This is a genomic window from Mycoplasma sp. AC157 (assembly GCF_054343415.1).
Genome location: NZ_JBTGVE010000021.1, coordinates 1 through 16,104 on the forward strand (window position 1 = coordinate 1; position 16,104 = coordinate 16,104).

Consider the following 16,104-nt stretch of genomic DNA (forward strand, 5'->3'; position numbering starts at 1 on the left):
TCAGGAACAGAAACTTCAACACCTACTCCAGGTTCTGAAGGATCAGAAGGAAAAGGTGGTTCAGGAACAGAAACTTCAACACCTACTCCAGGTTCTGAAGGATCAGAAGGAAAAGCAGTAGCTTAATAATATTTATCATATAAATTATTTATAAATAAAATTTTAGACAAGATATTTATTTATCTTGTCTTTTTCTTTTTATTTGTAAAGACAAAATAGTATAATTTAAATAAAAATAAAGGGGAAAAATGAATCAAGAACAAATAGCAGTAATTGCAGGAATTAGTGTAAGTATGTTTTTGATGCTTTTAATAACCTTCTTTTTGCTTTTTTTAAGGTTTAAATATTTTAAAAAAATGTCTAAACAGGAGCAACTAGGTTTAGAAGCAGAAAAAAATATTAATTTTCTTTTAAGAAAATGAGCAGAAAAAAATAATTTTTATTTTTTAGAAAGTAGTTTATACAAATACAACGATAATCAATTGTTTGAAGTTGATGGAATACTACTAACAAACAAAGCAATTATTATTGTAGAAATAAAATCAATAAACGGTATTATTAAAGGAAATTCAACAGAAAAAACACTAAATAAAGTTCTAGGAAATAAGAGTTTTGAAATTTCTAATCCTATTTATCAAAATGATAAGCATATTTATCATATAAAAAAAATGTTAGATGGAAATTTTCCTATTCTTTCTTTAATTGTGTTTTCAAACAGAGCACAAAGGTTAGAAATAGAAAATGAGTTAGCTTATGTTATCATTTGCTTAGAAGATGAACTCAATCAAATTCTTTTTGATATAAACACTTCATTAGAAGAAAGAATAAACCCAGAAACTCTAAAAGCTATTAAAGAAGCTTTTGAAAAATATCAAACAAATAATAAAAAAGATTATTTAGTATTAAAATCTTTTTCAACAAGTAGGTAAAATATGGAAAGTAAAGAAAAACAAAAAGTATCAAGAGAATTAATAATTGATAATTTAGCAATTAAAGTTGAGCAAGAAGTAACTACTTCAAATACCCAAAAAATAGCATTAAAAAAAGATTTTATTTTAGTTAAAAATGAAAAAATACTTGATGATGAACAATTAATAGAATTTATTAGACCTTTTTTTAATAAATATAAAGATAAAATAATAACTACTTTATTTACAAAAGATATAGATTTAGACAATAGATATTTTTATTTATTTGGAGAAAAAATTCATTGCCTTTTTGATTTATTTTTTGGAAAATATAAATTCGTTCCTTTAAGAACTGGTTTTCAACCAAGACTCTTAAAAACTAAAAAGCAAGTAATAGAATATATAGAAGAAATTAGAAAAAGAGAGTTATTAAAATATTTATTAGTGAGATTAACAAACATCGAAAAAGAAATGGGAATAAAACATCAAAATAGAGTATTTGTAAGAGTTAAAAAATCTACTTGAGGTACTAATCATATTTTTAGAAAAGAAATTTATTTTTCAGAAGCATTATCCCCTTTTTCCAAAGATATCATTGATTCAGTAATTTACCACGAATTAGCTCATTGTTTTGTCCCTAATCATTCAAAAGAATTTTGAGATATAGTATATAAATACTGTCCTGATTATGACCAAAAAACTAAAAAATTAAACAATAAGGAATATCAATAAAATGAAAGAAGAAAATATTTATTTATGTGGTCCAACAGTTTATAACCATGTGCATATTGGAAATATGCGCTCTCTTGTTTTTATAGATATTTTAAATAGAGTTAAAAAATACTTTAATTACCAAATAAATTATCTTCACAACATCACTGATATTGATGATAAAATCATACAAAAAGCAATTGAAGAAAATAAAAGCGAAAAAGAAATCAGTGAATTTTATTATCAAGAATATCTAAAGTTATTTAAAATTTATAATGTTGTTAAACCAACTAAAATTTTAAAAATTACAGATAAACTAGACTGAATTAAAAATTACATTAAAGAATTATTAGATAACAAAAATGCTTATAAAAGTGAAGGTAATGTTTTTTTTGATGTTAAAACAATAAATAATTATGGAATTCTTTCTAATCGAAAATTGGAAGATATGAAAAACGAAGAAGAAACTTCTTTAAAAAAGAAAAATATACAGGATTTTTCTTTATGAAAGAATACAGAATTAGGCATAAAATATGATTCTGAATTTGGACAAGGGCGTCCAGGATGGCATACAGAATGTTGTGCAATGATTTATTATTACTTTAATAAAAAAACCATTAATATTCATGCTGGTGGTGTTGATTTACTTTTTCCTCATCATGAAAATGAAAATGCACAGCATTTTGCTTTAACTAATAAAGCAATTGCCAAGGAATGAATTCATGCTGGTTTTATTAATAAAAATGGCTACAAAATGTCTAAATCATTAGGAAATATTTTGCTTGCAAAAGATTTTGCTTTTTTACACGGAACTGACACTTTTAGAAATATTATTTTAACAACTAATATTTTTGCTCCTGTTGATTTAAGTGATGAGCTCATTATTTCTAATAAAAACAAAATTCAACAATTAACTAAATCATTTTATCAATTTATTTTAGAACAAAATAATTTAGTAATTGATACTTCTAAAATTGAAAAAATAATGAAGTTATTTCTTGAATTTAAATTTGCACAAGCAAATAAAGAAATAAGTGAAATACAGAAAAATAAAGACTTTGCAACTCTATTTGAAATTTATAGACTAATAGGTTTTAATTATGTAAATTTACAATTAGATCAAGAAATTAAAGAAATTTATTATAAATGAAAAGAACTAAAAGAACAGAAAAAATACGAACAAGCAGATAAGTTAAGAGTAATCTTATATGAAAAAAATATTTTATAAACAAATAATGGAAAAATAAATAAAAGAAAGAAGAAAAGAGAGTTTAAATAATGGGAAAATATATTTGTGGGAAAAATTCAGTATTGGATGCAATAAAACATAATTTACCAATAATTCAAATTTTTTCTTCAAGACCTGAAGAGTTAATCAAAGTACAAAAAGACATTAAAGTTATAAAAAAAGATTACAAATATTTAGATAATCTAACAAAAGAAAACCATCAAGGTTTTATTGCACAAATAAGTGATATTGAAACACATGATTTAAATGTTATATTTAAAGATAAACCAGAAAAAATTTTAATTTTAGATCATATTCAAGACCCACACAATTTCGGAGCAATAATAAGAACAGCAAATGCCAGCGGAATTAATCATATTATCTTTCCTAAAGAACGTTCTGTTGATATTACCCCAACAGTTTTAAAAGTATCATCTGGCGGATTTATAAATATGAAATTTATTAAAGTTGCATCTATTAGTGCAACAATAACTAAACTAAAAGAAAAAAACTTCTGAATTTACGGAACAACTTTAAGTTCCAATTCCATCGATATTAATCAAACAACATTTAACTATCCACTGGCATTAATTTTAGGTTCTGAAGCAAACGGGATATCTAAAAGTGTAGAAAAAATGTGTGATCAAAATATTTATATCCCTTTAAAAGGAACTGTGCAATCACTAAATGTATCTGTAGCAGCCGGAATTGTTTTATTTAAATTAAAGTAAAACAAAGGAAAAGATGAACAAATCAGAAAAGGAAATAGAAAAATATAAAGAACTAGTAATTGCGGCTTCTAAAAATGTTTTTAGCAAATTCAAATACATTCCTTTAACTTGAGAAGATATTAATATTTATGGATTATCCATCGTTTTAGAAGTAGCAGAAATAGCAAAGAAATATAATCAAGAAGACAAAAAAGGTGTAATTTATGCTATCTTGTTTAATAAATTAATGACTTATGCTAAATCATTTACTAAAAATAATTCTAAAATAATGAATTTTAGTATTTCATTTGAAGATGAAATTTTAACCAAACTAGAATCAGAAAATTCAAAAGAATATCTTTTTAAAGAAGACTGTCAAAGATTTTTTAAAAAGTTTTCTCATGAAGAATTAAATATCTTAAATTTATATTATCTTAATAACAAAACAATTAAGGAAATATCTAATCAGTTTTATACATCATCCTTTAAAATTAAAAGGTTTTTAGAAAAAGTAAAACTCGAAGCAGTTGAATATTTCAAATAATTGCAAAAATAATATATAATTAATAAACTATGTCTAAAGAAAAAATTGCATTAGCTTGTGAAGTTTGCAAGTCAAAAAATTATGTTAAAAATAAATCTGTAGATGACAGATTAGTAATCAACAAGTTTTGCAGAAAATGCAATTCTCAAACTTTACACAAGGAAGAAAAATAATGAAAGAAAAAAGAAACAAAAAGAAAAGAGAAAAAAAATATTATTTCAGAAATTGAATTAAAGAAATAAAAAGAATTAAGTGACCAAAAGGTAAAGATGCTAATAAAAACTTTATGTGAACTATTATCTTTGTGGTTATTTGTTCAATTTTATTTGTTTCTATTTCTTTCGTTGCAACTTTAATTTGAAATTCAATAGGAGTAGGTTTTTAAATAATGGAAAAAGAAAATTTTAAATGATATATGATTTCAACCATATCAGGAAAAGAAGAACAAGTTATTGAGTCTTTAAATAACAGAATAAAATCAGAATTTTTAGATAGTATTTTTGAAGAAATTAAAATGTTTACAGTACCACATTTAACTCAAAAAGAAATCGACAAAAAAATAAAAGGGGAACCATTTGTTGTAAAAACAGAGAACCTTTATAAAGGTTACATTTTTGCTAAAATGCTTATGACTGATGATGCCTGATTTATTGTGCGTAATACTCAATATGTTACCGGACTTGTTGGTTCATCAGGAAAAGGAGCTAAACCAACACCAGTTTCTAACCGTGAAATTAAAAAAATGTTTGAAGCAGAAAAAAAAGGTTGAGAAAAATACAATGCCGGAATCATTGATTCACCTTTCAAACCTAATGTTGTAGTTAGAGTGATTGAAGGTAGTTTTGAAGGTGAAGAAGGAACAATCATAGAAACTGATGATAGATTAGGTGATTCTTGAGTAGAAATTGAAATATTTGGTAGAAAAACTCCTACAAAATTTTCTCATAAACAATTAGAAGTAGTAAAATAGTTCAAAAATTCAAAAAATTTGCATTTTTTTCAATAAAATGCATTTTTTATTCCACTTTTATGCAAAAAATTCAAAAAGTGGTAAAATTAATGTATATGATATTCAAATTTTCGAAAAATTTCAAATATTAAGTGAATATTATATATATTAAAAAATAATAAAATAAAGGAATAATATGAAATTAAGTAAAAAATTATTATTAGGACTCGGTGGAACATTAACAGGATTTGCAACTTTAGCAACTGTTGTTTCATGTGGAGATAAAAACAATTACTATACAACTGATTACTCAGGTATTAAAGCATTAGTAGACCAAAAAGCTCCAGAAATACAAAAAGCAATCACAGATAAAACAGCTAAAGAATTGAAAATTACTTTATTAACAGCTGGAGGAAATGTTAATGATAAATCATTTAACCAATCAGCTTGAGAAGCAATTTCTCAATTATCATTCCAAACAGAATCAAAAGCTAATAAATATGTATTAGGAGATTCATCTAACTTAGAAAAAAGTTACAATTCATTATTAACAACTGATTCTAATGTTTGAGTATTAACTGGATTCCAACAATCAGGTGCTTTTTCAAATTGATATAAAGTAAATAAAGATAAATTTAACCAAAAAGGAATTATTGTTATTGCAATTGACTGAGATTTACAAGATTCTGAATTACCATCAGGTAGATTTATTTCATTAAACTACAATACAGATGAAGCAGGATGAATTGCAGGTTATGCAACAGCAGATTACTTCTCAACTAAAGAAACTGATGATGCAAAAAGAAAAGTTGCAGCATTTGGTGGAGGATTAGGAGCTGGAGTTACTGACTTTATTGCAGGATACTTAACAGGAATTAAATACTACAATGCTAATAATCCTAAAGTTACAAAATTAACAGCAGATACATTAACTTTAGATACAGGATTTAAAGCAGATTCAACATCAACACCAAAAGTTAATACAGTAGTAACAACAGAAACACCAAAAGTTGTTTTACCAGTAGCTGGAAGTTTAACTTCTACAACTATTGATCAAATCCAAAAATCAAATAAAGGTCAATTTGTAATTGGTGTGGATACAGACCAATCATTAACTTTTGAAGCTTCAAAAACATTATTCTTTACATCAATTGAAAAAAGAATTGGAAATACTTTATTTAGAGTATTAGCTGACTTATTTACTAAAAAAGGAGCATCTTCAGATATTATTTCAACATTTGCTGAAGGAACAAAAAATGCTCATGTTAAATTAGGATACTGAGATGATTTTGTTGGATTAGCAAAATCACAAATTAGCGACAAAGCTGCAGCAGATGCTTCATTAGACAAAGCAGCAGCAAAATTCAAAGAACTTGTTACAAAAGAACATAAAGCAACTGCTAAAACTCTTTTAAGCATTCCAGTAATGGATCCAGCAGGAGCAGCAACTAACCAAACTGAATTAGATAAATTAGCTGCAGAAATTAACAAACAAACAGGAAAAGCAGCAACAACAGAACAACCTACTCCACCAGCATCTGGAGCAGGAACATCACAGGGGGGGGCAAATAACAACCCACAAAATCCTTCTGGAGGGAATGCAACTGGTTCAACAACCGGAACACAAAATGCTTCTGGACAAGCTGATGGAGCAGCAACTCAACCAGGTTCAGGAACTCCTACTACTCCAACTTCAAGTACAAGTGGAGAAGGAAATCAATCACAAGGAAGTAACACTGCTTCTCAACCTGCTAATAACACAGCACACCAAGGTTCATAATTTTATTAAAACAATCCAATAATCTACTATAACAATTAGATTAAAATAAAAAAATAACTTTTATGTTATTTTTTTATTTGTTTATTTGTTAAAATTATATAGGAAAGAGAAAAATGGAAAATACAGTTAATAAAGTAGAAAATGCAATTGAATTTATTAATGTTACAAAAGAATTTGGAACTATAATTGCCAATAAGAACATTAATATTAAGATCAAAAAAGGTACCATTCACGCTTTAATTGGTGAAAATGGTGCTGGAAAAAGTACTTTAATGTCAATTCTATTCGGTCTTTATACACCTACTAGTGGTCAAATCAAAATAAATGGACACAGTATGTATATTAAAGATCCTAACCAAGCTAATGATTTAGGAATTGGTATGGTTCATCAACATTTTAAACTCGTTGATGCATATACTAATTTAGAAAACATTATTTTAGGCGATGAATTTACACATAGAGGTTTTTTAGATAAAAAATTAGCAATTCAAAAAATACAAACTATACAAAAAAAATATAATTTAAATTTTGATTTAAATCAAAAAACAGGTGATGCTACTGTTTCTACACAACAAAAAGTAGAAATTATGAAAATGCTTTACCGTGATGCTGAAATTCTTGTGTTTGATGAACCTACTGCGGTTCTAAACCCACAAGAAATAGAAGGTTTATTAGAAACAATGAAAATATTTAGAGAAAATGGAAAAACAATTATTTTTATTTCTCATAAATTAAATGAAGTTAAATCAGTTTCTGATGAAGCAACCGTTATTAGACACGGAGAAGTTGTTGGACACTTTAATTCTTTAAAAAATGTTTCAATTTCAGAAATTTCAGAAGCAATGGTTGGTAAAAAAGTAGTAATGCCAAAAAACAACACTGAAAATAACTTTACTCAAGTTGGTTTTGAGTTTAGAAACGTTAGTGCCAAACATCTAAAAGGAATTCAAGACGTTTCATTTACAATCAATAAAGGTGAAATTCTAGCAATTGCTGGAGTTGAAGGTAACGGACAAGAAGAAATTGAATTTGTTGCTTCAGGGATGTTAAAACCTTCACATGGTAACGTTATCCTTTATAAAGAAGATGAAAAAGGTCAAATTCTTGAAAAAGATATCACTCATATGTCTGTAAGTAAAAAGAAAGAAGAAGGAATTTCATATATTCCGGGTGATAGACATAAATATGGTTTAGTTTTAGATTTTACAATTGGAGATAATTCAATAATTAGAAGACTAAAAGATAAATTATTTAAAAATTTAGGAATTTTATCAACTAAAAAAATTCACAATTTTTATAAAGAAATACAAACTGAATATGATGTTCGTGGTGGAAGAGACGGAAAATCCAAAGCTAGATCATTATCAGGCGGAAACCAACAAAAAGCAATTGTTGGTCGTGAGATGTTAACTGAACATAATTTTATTATCATTGTTCAACCAACTCGTGGATTAGATGTTGGAGCAATTAACATTATTCATAACAAAATACTACAAGAAAAAGCAGCAGGTAAAACTATTTTACTAATATCTTACGAATTAGATGAAATTTTTGCTTTAGCAGATTCAGTAGTAGTTATTAACAAAGGAAAAGTTTCAGACAAAAGAGATGTAAAAAATATTACAAGAAACGAAATAGGATTATTAATGGCAGGAGTACACAATGAATAAAGTAGAAGAAAAGAAAATATCTTTATTTAAAAGATTTTCAAACTTCTTTTTTGAAGAAGATAATACAAATGCAAGAAAGAAAATATTTAGTTCTTTATGAGCATTATTCTTTGGAATGATAATTGCTTCTATCTTTATTGCATCTTTAGGTTCTAATCCGTTTGAAATTTATTACCAAATTATAAATTCTTCATTAAAAGAAGAGTTTATTTATAGATTTTTAATTACTATTTCAGTATTTATATTTGCATCGATTGCTGTTGGTGTTGGATTTAAAGCATCGATGTTTAATATAGGAATACCAGGGCAAATGATGGCTTCAGGTCTTGTTTGTTTTGTTGTTGTAAGTTATTTAGGTTCAACAAGTAATACTGAAATCGTTGTTAAAGGATGACATTTAATAGTTGGACTTTTAGCAGGATTAGTTGCAGCAGCTTTTGTAGGGATGATTGCTGGATTACTAAAAGCATTCTTTAATATAAATGAAGTTATTTCAACAATTTTATTAAATTGAATTATTTACTATATTGCTTATCAATTACTTGTTGGGAAAATTCAAGGACTTCCTTTTACTTTACCTCCAGGTTTAACAGATTTACCAATATCTAAAAAAATAATTTTTGAAAATGATTTCTTTAATTCACAAGCATTTGCAGGAATTTTATTAGGTTTATCATTTATTTTTGCTATAGCAGTTTGATTTATAATCAAAAAAACACCTATTGGTTATAAAATTAAAATGACTGGATTTAACAAAAATGCTTCTAAGTATTCTGGAACAAATGAAAAATTATTAATTATATCTATTTTAAGTGTTTCAGCACTTTTAGCAGGGATAGCAGGATTTCTTTGATTTGTTTTCTCAAGACAAAATCTACCTATACTTTCATCTCCTGAACCTTTAGGATTTGATGCTATAGCAGTTTCATTGCTTGCTTATAATTCACCTATAGGAATTATTTTTACAGCAATATTCTATTCACTTTTAACAGTTGGTTCAGATAATATTCAAATTTTAAATCCAAAATTAGATGCACAAGCTGTTCAAATGATTTCAGGATTAATCATTTACTTTGCTGCTATCGCCGTAATTTTCTTTAAATTTAAACCAGTTTCTAAATTTATTAAATTTATTTTCTTAGTTAAAAGTCATTATTTCTATCATGAAAATAGAAAGATTTATGAATATAAACAAATAAGAACAAAAATTAAAAAACAAATTAAAAATAAAAATAATTCTTCAGAAACAATTGAACTATGAAGTAGAAGATTAGAAGTTTTAAATGATTATATTAAACACTTGCAAAATTTACATAAAGAAAAACCTTATGTATTTAAAAAAGCAAAAGCAGAATATATTCAAGAATTTATAAACTTTAAAAATAATAATAAATTAAGTCAAAATGCTACACTTAATGAATATATTAAACACCTTGAAAAAGAATTATTAATTAATACAAGATTTTTAAATAAATTATCAAATTTATCAAAAGAACATAAAATTAGCATCTTTAAAGCATATTGATTTAGTAAAAAAATTATGAGAAAAAACAACAAATTATCTATTAAAATAATCGAATTAACAAACGAACCAAACAAACTACAATGAAAAGTTCTTCAAAATGAACTTAAATCCGATTTCTTTAAAAAAGCTATGAATCAAAAAGACATTAACGAAGAGCAAAAAATTGAGTTATTTAGAGAGTTATCTGAAAAAAGAAGAGAAATTAATAAACAACTTTCTGAACTTGGTTTTTATGACTTAAAAGTTTTAAAAGACCAATACAAGGCAAATAGAGTTGAATTAAAAGCTCAATACACCAAAGAAAAAGATTTAATTGTTCAAAATATGAAAAACGAACACAAATGAATTAGAATTGAGGTAATATAAAATGGCAATATTTTCAATAATTTTAGTTTCATCAGTTTTACTGTTTGTTATTCTTGGTTTTTCAGCACTTTCTGGAATGTTCAGTGAAAGAGTTGGAATTGTTAATATCGGAATTGAAGGGATGTTAATAATTGGTGCTACTGTTTATGGATTACTTAATTATTTATTTAAAGTAGAAAGTGCTTGAATGCAAATACCATTATTAATAATTTCTTCATTGGCAACCGCTTTATTTGCATTATTGCATGGTTTTGTTACCATTAAATTAAAAGGAGATCATATTATTTCAGGGGTTGCAATAAACTTATTAGCTCCTGCATTAAGTATTTTCTTCTTAAGAACTTTTGGAGATGCTAATAAATTCCCGCAATATACACAAGAATTAGCATGATCTCAAGATTCGTTCGCAAATCTCAAAAATATTGTTTCTCTTAAATTAGTTTTAATATTAGTTATATTTCTTGTTGCACTAATAACATTAAATAAAACAAAATGAGGTTTAAGACTAAAAGCTATCGGAGAAAATCCACAAGCAGCAGATGTTGCTGGAATTAATGTTAATTTCTACAAATGACAAGGATTAATTATTTCTGGATTACTTGCAGGACTTGGAGGAGGAATCTTCTATCAATGAAAAGGAATTAGTTTTACAGGAAATGCTGGTGGATTTGGATTCTTAGCTCTTACTATTTTAATTATGGGTAGATGAAGAACATCATGAATCTTCTTTGTAACTATAATCTTCTCATTAATTTACGGAACAGCTTTAACATTACAAGCATCAAGCACAGGAGTGTTAGCAGCTGCAAGTCAATATGGTTTCTTAATTACAGCTACACCATTCTTGATTACAATATTTATTTTAATATTTACATCGAAAAGAGCTATTGCTCCAGCTGCAGTTGGACAACCATATGACAAATCAAAACGTTAAATTTAAAGCAAGCCAAAAAAAGGTTTGCTTTTTTATTACTTTAAAAGTGATAAAATAATAATTATGAAAAAAAATAAAAATCATTTTAAATTTTGAAAATCATTTATAGTTTTATCGCCTATTACTTTATCTTTAGTAGCATGTGGACAAAATAAAACTGAAAAAACAACAAATGAAGATTCAATAAAACCAGAACAACCAAAAATCACAAATCCAAGTGAAAATATAAATACTTCAACAAATACAAATCCCAATACACAAACAGGAAATAATAATTCTTCCAATAACAATCTAAACAATGATAAAAACACCAATATACAGCAAAATACAGATGTTTTCGCTTCGTTAAAGGATTTTCCAACAATACTAGAAGTAACAGAAAGAAATAAAGAATTAGACGCACTTTCTTTTTATTATAAATATAAAGATGCTCCTGATTTAATTTCTCAAAACATCGCAATTAAATGAGAATTGCAAGAAGAATATAAGATAAGAGCTACTTTTCCAAATACTGATAAAATCAATAATTCAACAGGAAAAATTAGTGATTTAGTTTTAACTTTTACTAAAAATAATCAAGATAAAAATATCACTATATCTTTACAAGGATTTAAAACTAATTCAACAAATACAGTTGATGAAAGAGAAAACTTTTTAACAAAAAAAGATTTAAATGGCTCAAGCGTAATAAAACTATTTGCTTCTTTAGTTGCTTCAATGCTGCAATATAATTCAAATATTGATAGTTTTAGAGAATTGCAAAATTCATCAACAAGCGATGATTTTACTTTAAATTATGAATATTTAGGATCTGGAAATAAAGAAAATTTAAAACAACTTTTCAAAGACAAAAATATTGTTTTAAATCCTTCATTAAGTGCTTTATTTTTTGAAAAACACGAAGATTCAACTAAACCAAAATATAATTATGAAGTTGTTGGGGTATCTGCTAATGATTTAGAAGGGACTATGCAAGTTGAAGTCTCTATCAAGCAAATTGATAATAATACAGGAGTTACTGATTCTTATCATAAATATTTTGAATTTTCAGGATTTAGAAAATTTGCAAAAGATCAAAATGGTAATTTAATTTCTAATCCATTTTCAGTTTATTTACTTGAAAATGAAGCAATAGAAATAATTAATAAGTATAAACTAAAATCCAAAATTGAAAATAGCATTAGTAATATGAATATAACTAATGAAAAACAAAAAATAACACTTTCTATTACAAACCAAGAAAAAGATACACTAAAAAATGCTATATTTAATAAATTGTTAATTGCTGTTTATGATCGAGAAAAAGAAAAAATCTATAACAACTGAGATAATTTACCAAGAGCAACTAAGTTTATAGCAAGAAAAGATAAAACTTCAATATATCCTTTTATAACATCAATTACAAAAGAGATTATTGAAAATGTTGATTTTTATGTATTTAAAGAAACTAACTCTGAAGAAAATAAAATAATAATGCAACTTGAATTAAAGATTTTTCCTTTTGTTTCTAGTTCTATTAATGACTTAAGATCTATTACTTTTTCAGATCAAGAAATACACTGAACAAAAGACTTAATTGAATTTAATTTAAATGAACTTAAATAATAAAAAAGTTTTTCAAGAAAGCAAAACAGTTGAAAGATATAAAAAAGACTTTCAAGAAACAGGATTGTGAGAATCGGAAAAATTTTTAATTGATAAATATTTTCCAAATAAAGAATTAAAAATTTTAGATTTAGGTTGTGGTGTTGGTAGAACAACATTTGCTCTTTATGAACTAGGTTATAAAAATATAACTGCCATTGATATTTCACAAAATATGATCGAAAAAGCAAAAGAAATCAATTTATCCAAAAAATATAATATTGAATTTAAAGTTGAAGATGCATCAAGATTATCTTTTAAAGATAATTCTTTTGATTATGTTTTATTTTCCTTTAATGGTTGACCTGGAATACCAAGTGAAAAATCCAGAATAAACGCTTTAAAAGAAGTATTTAGAGTTTTAAAAGAAAAGGGAATATTCATTTTTTCTTGTCACGATAGAGAAGAAGTAGAATATTTAGAATATTATAAAAACTTTATAGAAGAATGTAAAAATGAATTTAGATTTGAAAAATATGGTGATTTTATTTTCAAAAACGAAGATAAAATTTGTGATTTTTTACATTTATATTCTAAAAATGAATTAAAAACAATTCTTGAAAATCAAAATTTTGAAATTTTAGATATCATAAGTCGCGATGAACATTTTAAAGAAAGTAAAAAAATTTTAGAAATTTCAGACAATACAAATTTTTGAATAGTAAAAAAATAAGGATAGGAGTCCTTATTTTAATTTATAAAAAAAAGAATAAAAAAATGGCGATCCCGAGAGGATTCGAACCTCTGACAACAAGCTTAGAAGGCTTGTGCTCTATCCTGCTGAGCTACGGAACCACTAATATGTATTATACCATAATTTAATATTTTTCTTTAATTCTTTTTAAATTAATTTCTGCTTTTTTAAAGTAAGCATTAATTAGCATTTCTTCTTTAATATTTAAAATATCTAAAAAACCAAGAATTAAGCTAAAAAGAGTTGATAAATTTGTTGAGTTAAACTCTGTTTGAAAATCAACTGCAGCTTTAAAAACATTTTGCAATTGGATGTTAATATCAGCTGAAACTGCTGTTTTTTTAATTATAGGATTTAAATTTAAATTATTAGCACATGAACTTAAAAAATGAATTATGTCAGCTCATTCTTCTAATAATTTTTCATTATTAATATTTCTATTTTGTTTTCAATATTTGAATGATTGCAATTCATTTGCAAATTCAGCAATTTCGACAATTATTGCCAAAGTCACTTGCTTATGTCACTCCAAAACATCCATTGAAACATTTCTTTGTTTTATTGATTCTTCAAATTTAGAATCAAGTGTTTTTTGAAAAATAAATATTTTAGTAAAATCCATAATATTATTATATATTAATTTCTTTTTTATTTTTAAAACTAAAGAAACTTTTATTTTCTTTTAATGAAGATTAATAATTTATAAAATTGTTTGGCAAAAAACGATATTATTGTATAATATTAATAATTATGGCGGATGTGGCGAAGTGGCTAACGCATCGGGTTGTGGCTCCGACATACGCGGGTTCGATCCCCGTCATCCGCCCCATTTTTTAAGTTATCTTAAAATTTAAGAAATTTAAAAAATGGTTTTTTTTATTTTCTTAATCATATCTGAAATATAGTAAAATAAGAATATGCAAATAAAACTTGATCAATTTTATACAAAAAAGGCAATTGCTAAAAAATGTATCTCTAAAATTGATAATTTAGAGCAATATAGTATTATAATTGAACCTTCAGCTGGAGAAGGTAGTTTTAGTGATTTGTTAAATAATGTTATTGCTTATGATATTGAGCCTAAAAACAGCAATATCATTAAACAAGATTTTTTTTGTGTCAAAATCAATAAACCAAATACTGAAAAAATTTTAATTATAGGGAATCCGCCTTTTGGTTATAGATCATCTTTAGCTAAAAAATTTATCAAACATTCAATAGATTTAAATGCTTCAACAATTGCATTTATTTTACCTAATACCTTTAGTAAAATAACTAATCAATCAACTAGTTTATTTCCAAAAGAGTGGAAATTAGTTACAGAATGAGAATTACCGAAAAATTCTTTTTTTATTTATCATAAGGATCAAAAAGAAGTATATCATGTTCCTTGTACATTTTTTGTTTGAACAAAAATGACAGAAAATAAACAAAAAGATTTAAGAAAGAAAAAACCTACAATTATTCCAAAAGAATTTGTCTTTTTACCAAGAGGAAGTCAAGAAGCTGATTTTACTATAAATGGAAATTCTGCAAAAATTAAATCATTACAAGAAGTAACAAATTCAAAATCTGAACATTATATAAAAGTAAAAGAAAATTATGATATTGAACTAATTAAAAACGAATTTAGAAAATTAGTTTTTAAACCCAAATCATCAATAAATGGTGGTAATTATTGAATCAATCAAGATGAAATAATAATCGCTTGAAATGAAAGGAAAAAAACACGTGAGTAAAGAAATTAAAGACATTTTCAAAGTTATTGAAAGTTATAAAATAAGAATAAATAACTTTAGCAAATATGTAAATAAAGAAAGTATTGATGAGCAAAAATTAGAAGATATCACAAGTTCTATTAAATATTTTTTTATTATCTCTGTTTTGAGTCCACAAAGTAAATTCACCTTACAACAAACTTTTATATAAAAAAAGTTTGAATTTGAAAAGATATCACCGAAGTTAGAAAAAGGTGATTCAAAAGATAAAGACAACCTTTATTATGAAATAAAATGTTCCACTCCTTCTGCAAATGGCAATATTTTAAATATTGTCCAAATCAGATTACACCATGAATTAGATTATTATTTATGTGTTTTTATAGATGGTTTGTTTTATAAAAATAATTTTCTATTTTTATTAACCAAAGAAGAAATGGAAGAAGAAATTAAAATTTTAGGACATAGTGCACATGGAGTTATCAACAAAAACAATAATAATAACAAACAAGAATATCGTATTAGCATAGATTTAAATGATTTAAATAATACAAACACTAGTAGGTGATTAGAAAAATACAGAGACTCAAAACTTGAAGAAAAATTATTCAATTCATAATAACTTTAAATCTTGGATTTTACTATTAAATAAAAATAAATAATCTTTTTGTAATTACAGATATAAAATGTCACTTTTTATAAATATGTGTTAATTTAATGATA

Annotated in this window: 18 protein-coding genes and 2 tRNA genes; 18 read left to right on the forward strand and 2 right to left on the reverse strand. The window is 25.3% G+C overall.

The annotated features are described in order from the left end of the window. Positions 1-248: 248 nt before the first annotated feature. The 14 genes from ACXX84_RS03340 to ACXX84_RS03405 all read left to right on the forward strand — a co-directional run bounded on the left by ACXX84_RS03340 (position 249) and on the right by ACXX84_RS03405 (position 13,642). Positions 249-929 carry a nuclease-related domain-containing protein gene (locus tag ACXX84_RS03340; protein WP_458572903.1) on the forward strand — a complete coding sequence of 227 codons (681 nt, stop codon included), beginning with the start codon at positions 249-251 and terminating at the stop codon, positions 927-929. A gap of 3 nt (positions 930-932) precedes the next feature. Continuing rightward, a complete protein-coding gene (locus ACXX84_RS03345) occupies positions 933-1,640 on the forward strand; it encodes a M48 metallopeptidase family protein (protein ID WP_458561156.1) in 708 nt (235 codons plus the stop codon). Between the two features lies 1 nt (position 1,641). Then, complete coding sequence (cysS, locus tag ACXX84_RS03350) at positions 1,642-2,847, forward strand: cysteine--tRNA ligase (protein WP_458560461.1); 1,206 nt, start codon at positions 1,642-1,644, stop codon at positions 2,845-2,847. A gap of 50 nt (positions 2,848-2,897) precedes the next feature. Beyond that, entirely contained in the window at positions 2,898-3,578 is a 681-nt protein-coding gene (rlmB, locus tag ACXX84_RS03355) for a 23S rRNA (guanosine(2251)-2'-O)-methyltransferase RlmB (protein ID WP_458559217.1), read from the forward strand. Between the two features lie 13 nt (positions 3,579-3,591). Then, positions 3,592-4,101 (forward strand): hypothetical protein, encoded by a 510-nt coding sequence (locus ACXX84_RS03360; RefSeq protein ID WP_436358941.1) that lies wholly within the window; start codon positions 3,592-3,594, stop codon positions 4,099-4,101. Between the two features lie 29 nt (positions 4,102-4,130). After that, positions 4,131-4,274: a 50S ribosomal protein L33 gene (rpmG, locus tag ACXX84_RS03365; protein ID WP_436358942.1), complete on the forward strand. Its 144-nt coding sequence runs from the start codon at positions 4,131-4,133 to the stop codon at positions 4,272-4,274. After that, positions 4,274-4,486, forward strand: a complete 213-nt coding sequence (gene secE / locus ACXX84_RS03370) for a preprotein translocase subunit SecE (RefSeq protein ID WP_458557500.1) — start codon at positions 4,274-4,276, stop codon at positions 4,484-4,486. Before rpmG ends, secE begins: the two co-directional genes overlap by 1 nt. 3 nt (positions 4,487-4,489) lie before the next feature. Continuing rightward, positions 4,490-5,071 carry a transcription termination/antitermination protein NusG gene (nusG, locus tag ACXX84_RS03375; protein ID WP_436358944.1) on the forward strand — a complete coding sequence of 194 codons (582 nt, stop codon included), beginning with the start codon at positions 4,490-4,492 and terminating at the stop codon, positions 5,069-5,071. A 175-nt stretch (positions 5,072-5,246) separates the two neighbouring features. Continuing rightward, positions 5,247-6,830, forward strand: coding sequence for a BMP family ABC transporter substrate-binding protein (locus ACXX84_RS03380; protein WP_458572904.1), 1,584 nt, complete (start codon positions 5,247-5,249; stop codon positions 6,828-6,830). A gap of 113 nt (positions 6,831-6,943) precedes the next feature. After that, the gene (locus tag ACXX84_RS03385) at positions 6,944-8,500 is read left to right on the forward strand and encodes an ABC transporter ATP-binding protein (RefSeq protein ID WP_458572905.1); all 1,557 of its coding nucleotides are present in this window, start codon (positions 6,944-6,946) and stop codon (positions 8,498-8,500) included. After that, a complete protein-coding gene (locus ACXX84_RS03390; RefSeq protein ID WP_458572906.1) occupies positions 8,493-10,391 on the forward strand; it encodes an ABC transporter permease subunit in 1,899 nt (632 codons plus the stop codon). Before ACXX84_RS03385 ends, ACXX84_RS03390 begins: the two co-directional genes overlap by 8 nt. 1 nt (position 10,392) lies before the next feature. Beyond that, a complete protein-coding gene (locus ACXX84_RS03395; RefSeq protein ID WP_458557495.1) occupies positions 10,393-11,325 on the forward strand; it encodes an ABC transporter permease in 933 nt (310 codons plus the stop codon). Between the two features lie 63 nt (positions 11,326-11,388). Continuing rightward, the gene (locus tag ACXX84_RS03400) at positions 11,389-12,930 is read left to right on the forward strand and encodes an LppA-related lipoprotein (protein ID WP_458572907.1); all 1,542 of its coding nucleotides are present in this window, start codon (positions 11,389-11,391) and stop codon (positions 12,928-12,930) included. Beyond that, the gene (locus ACXX84_RS03405) at positions 12,917-13,642 is read left to right on the forward strand and encodes a class I SAM-dependent methyltransferase (RefSeq protein WP_458572908.1); all 726 of its coding nucleotides are present in this window, start codon (positions 12,917-12,919) and stop codon (positions 13,640-13,642) included. Before ACXX84_RS03400 ends, ACXX84_RS03405 begins: the two co-directional genes overlap by 14 nt. Positions 13,643-13,687: 45 nt before the next feature. Here the strand turns inward: ACXX84_RS03405 and ACXX84_RS03410 are convergent. Together ACXX84_RS03410 and ACXX84_RS03415 are read right to left on the reverse strand one after the other, a co-directional pair. Further along, positions 13,688-13,764, reverse strand: a tRNA-Arg gene (locus ACXX84_RS03410). A 23-nt stretch (positions 13,765-13,787) separates the two neighbouring features. After that, positions 13,788-14,285 carry a dUTP diphosphatase gene (locus tag ACXX84_RS03415; RefSeq protein ID WP_436358951.1) on the reverse strand — a complete coding sequence of 166 codons (498 nt, stop codon included), beginning with the start codon at positions 14,283-14,285 and terminating at the stop codon, positions 13,788-13,790. Positions 14,286-14,416: 131 nt separating this feature from the next. Here ACXX84_RS03415 and ACXX84_RS03420 point away from each other — a divergent pair. From ACXX84_RS03420 to ACXX84_RS03435, 4 genes are all read left to right on the forward strand, one after another. Further along, positions 14,417-14,492: transfer RNA gene (locus tag ACXX84_RS03420), tRNA-His, on the forward strand. 88 nt (positions 14,493-14,580) lie between these two features. After that, the gene (locus ACXX84_RS03425) at positions 14,581-15,402 is read left to right on the forward strand and encodes a hypothetical protein (RefSeq protein ID WP_458572909.1); all 822 of its coding nucleotides are present in this window, start codon (positions 14,581-14,583) and stop codon (positions 15,400-15,402) included. After that, entirely contained in the window at positions 15,395-15,592 is a 198-nt protein-coding gene (locus ACXX84_RS03430; protein ID WP_458572910.1) for a hypothetical protein, read from the forward strand. The genes ACXX84_RS03425 and ACXX84_RS03430 overlap by 8 nt, the downstream gene beginning before the upstream one ends. 225 nt (positions 15,593-15,817) lie before the next feature. Further along, a complete protein-coding gene (locus tag ACXX84_RS03435; RefSeq protein WP_458559228.1) occupies positions 15,818-16,000 on the forward strand; it encodes a hypothetical protein in 183 nt (60 codons plus the stop codon). Positions 16,001-16,104 lie beyond the last annotated feature (104 nt).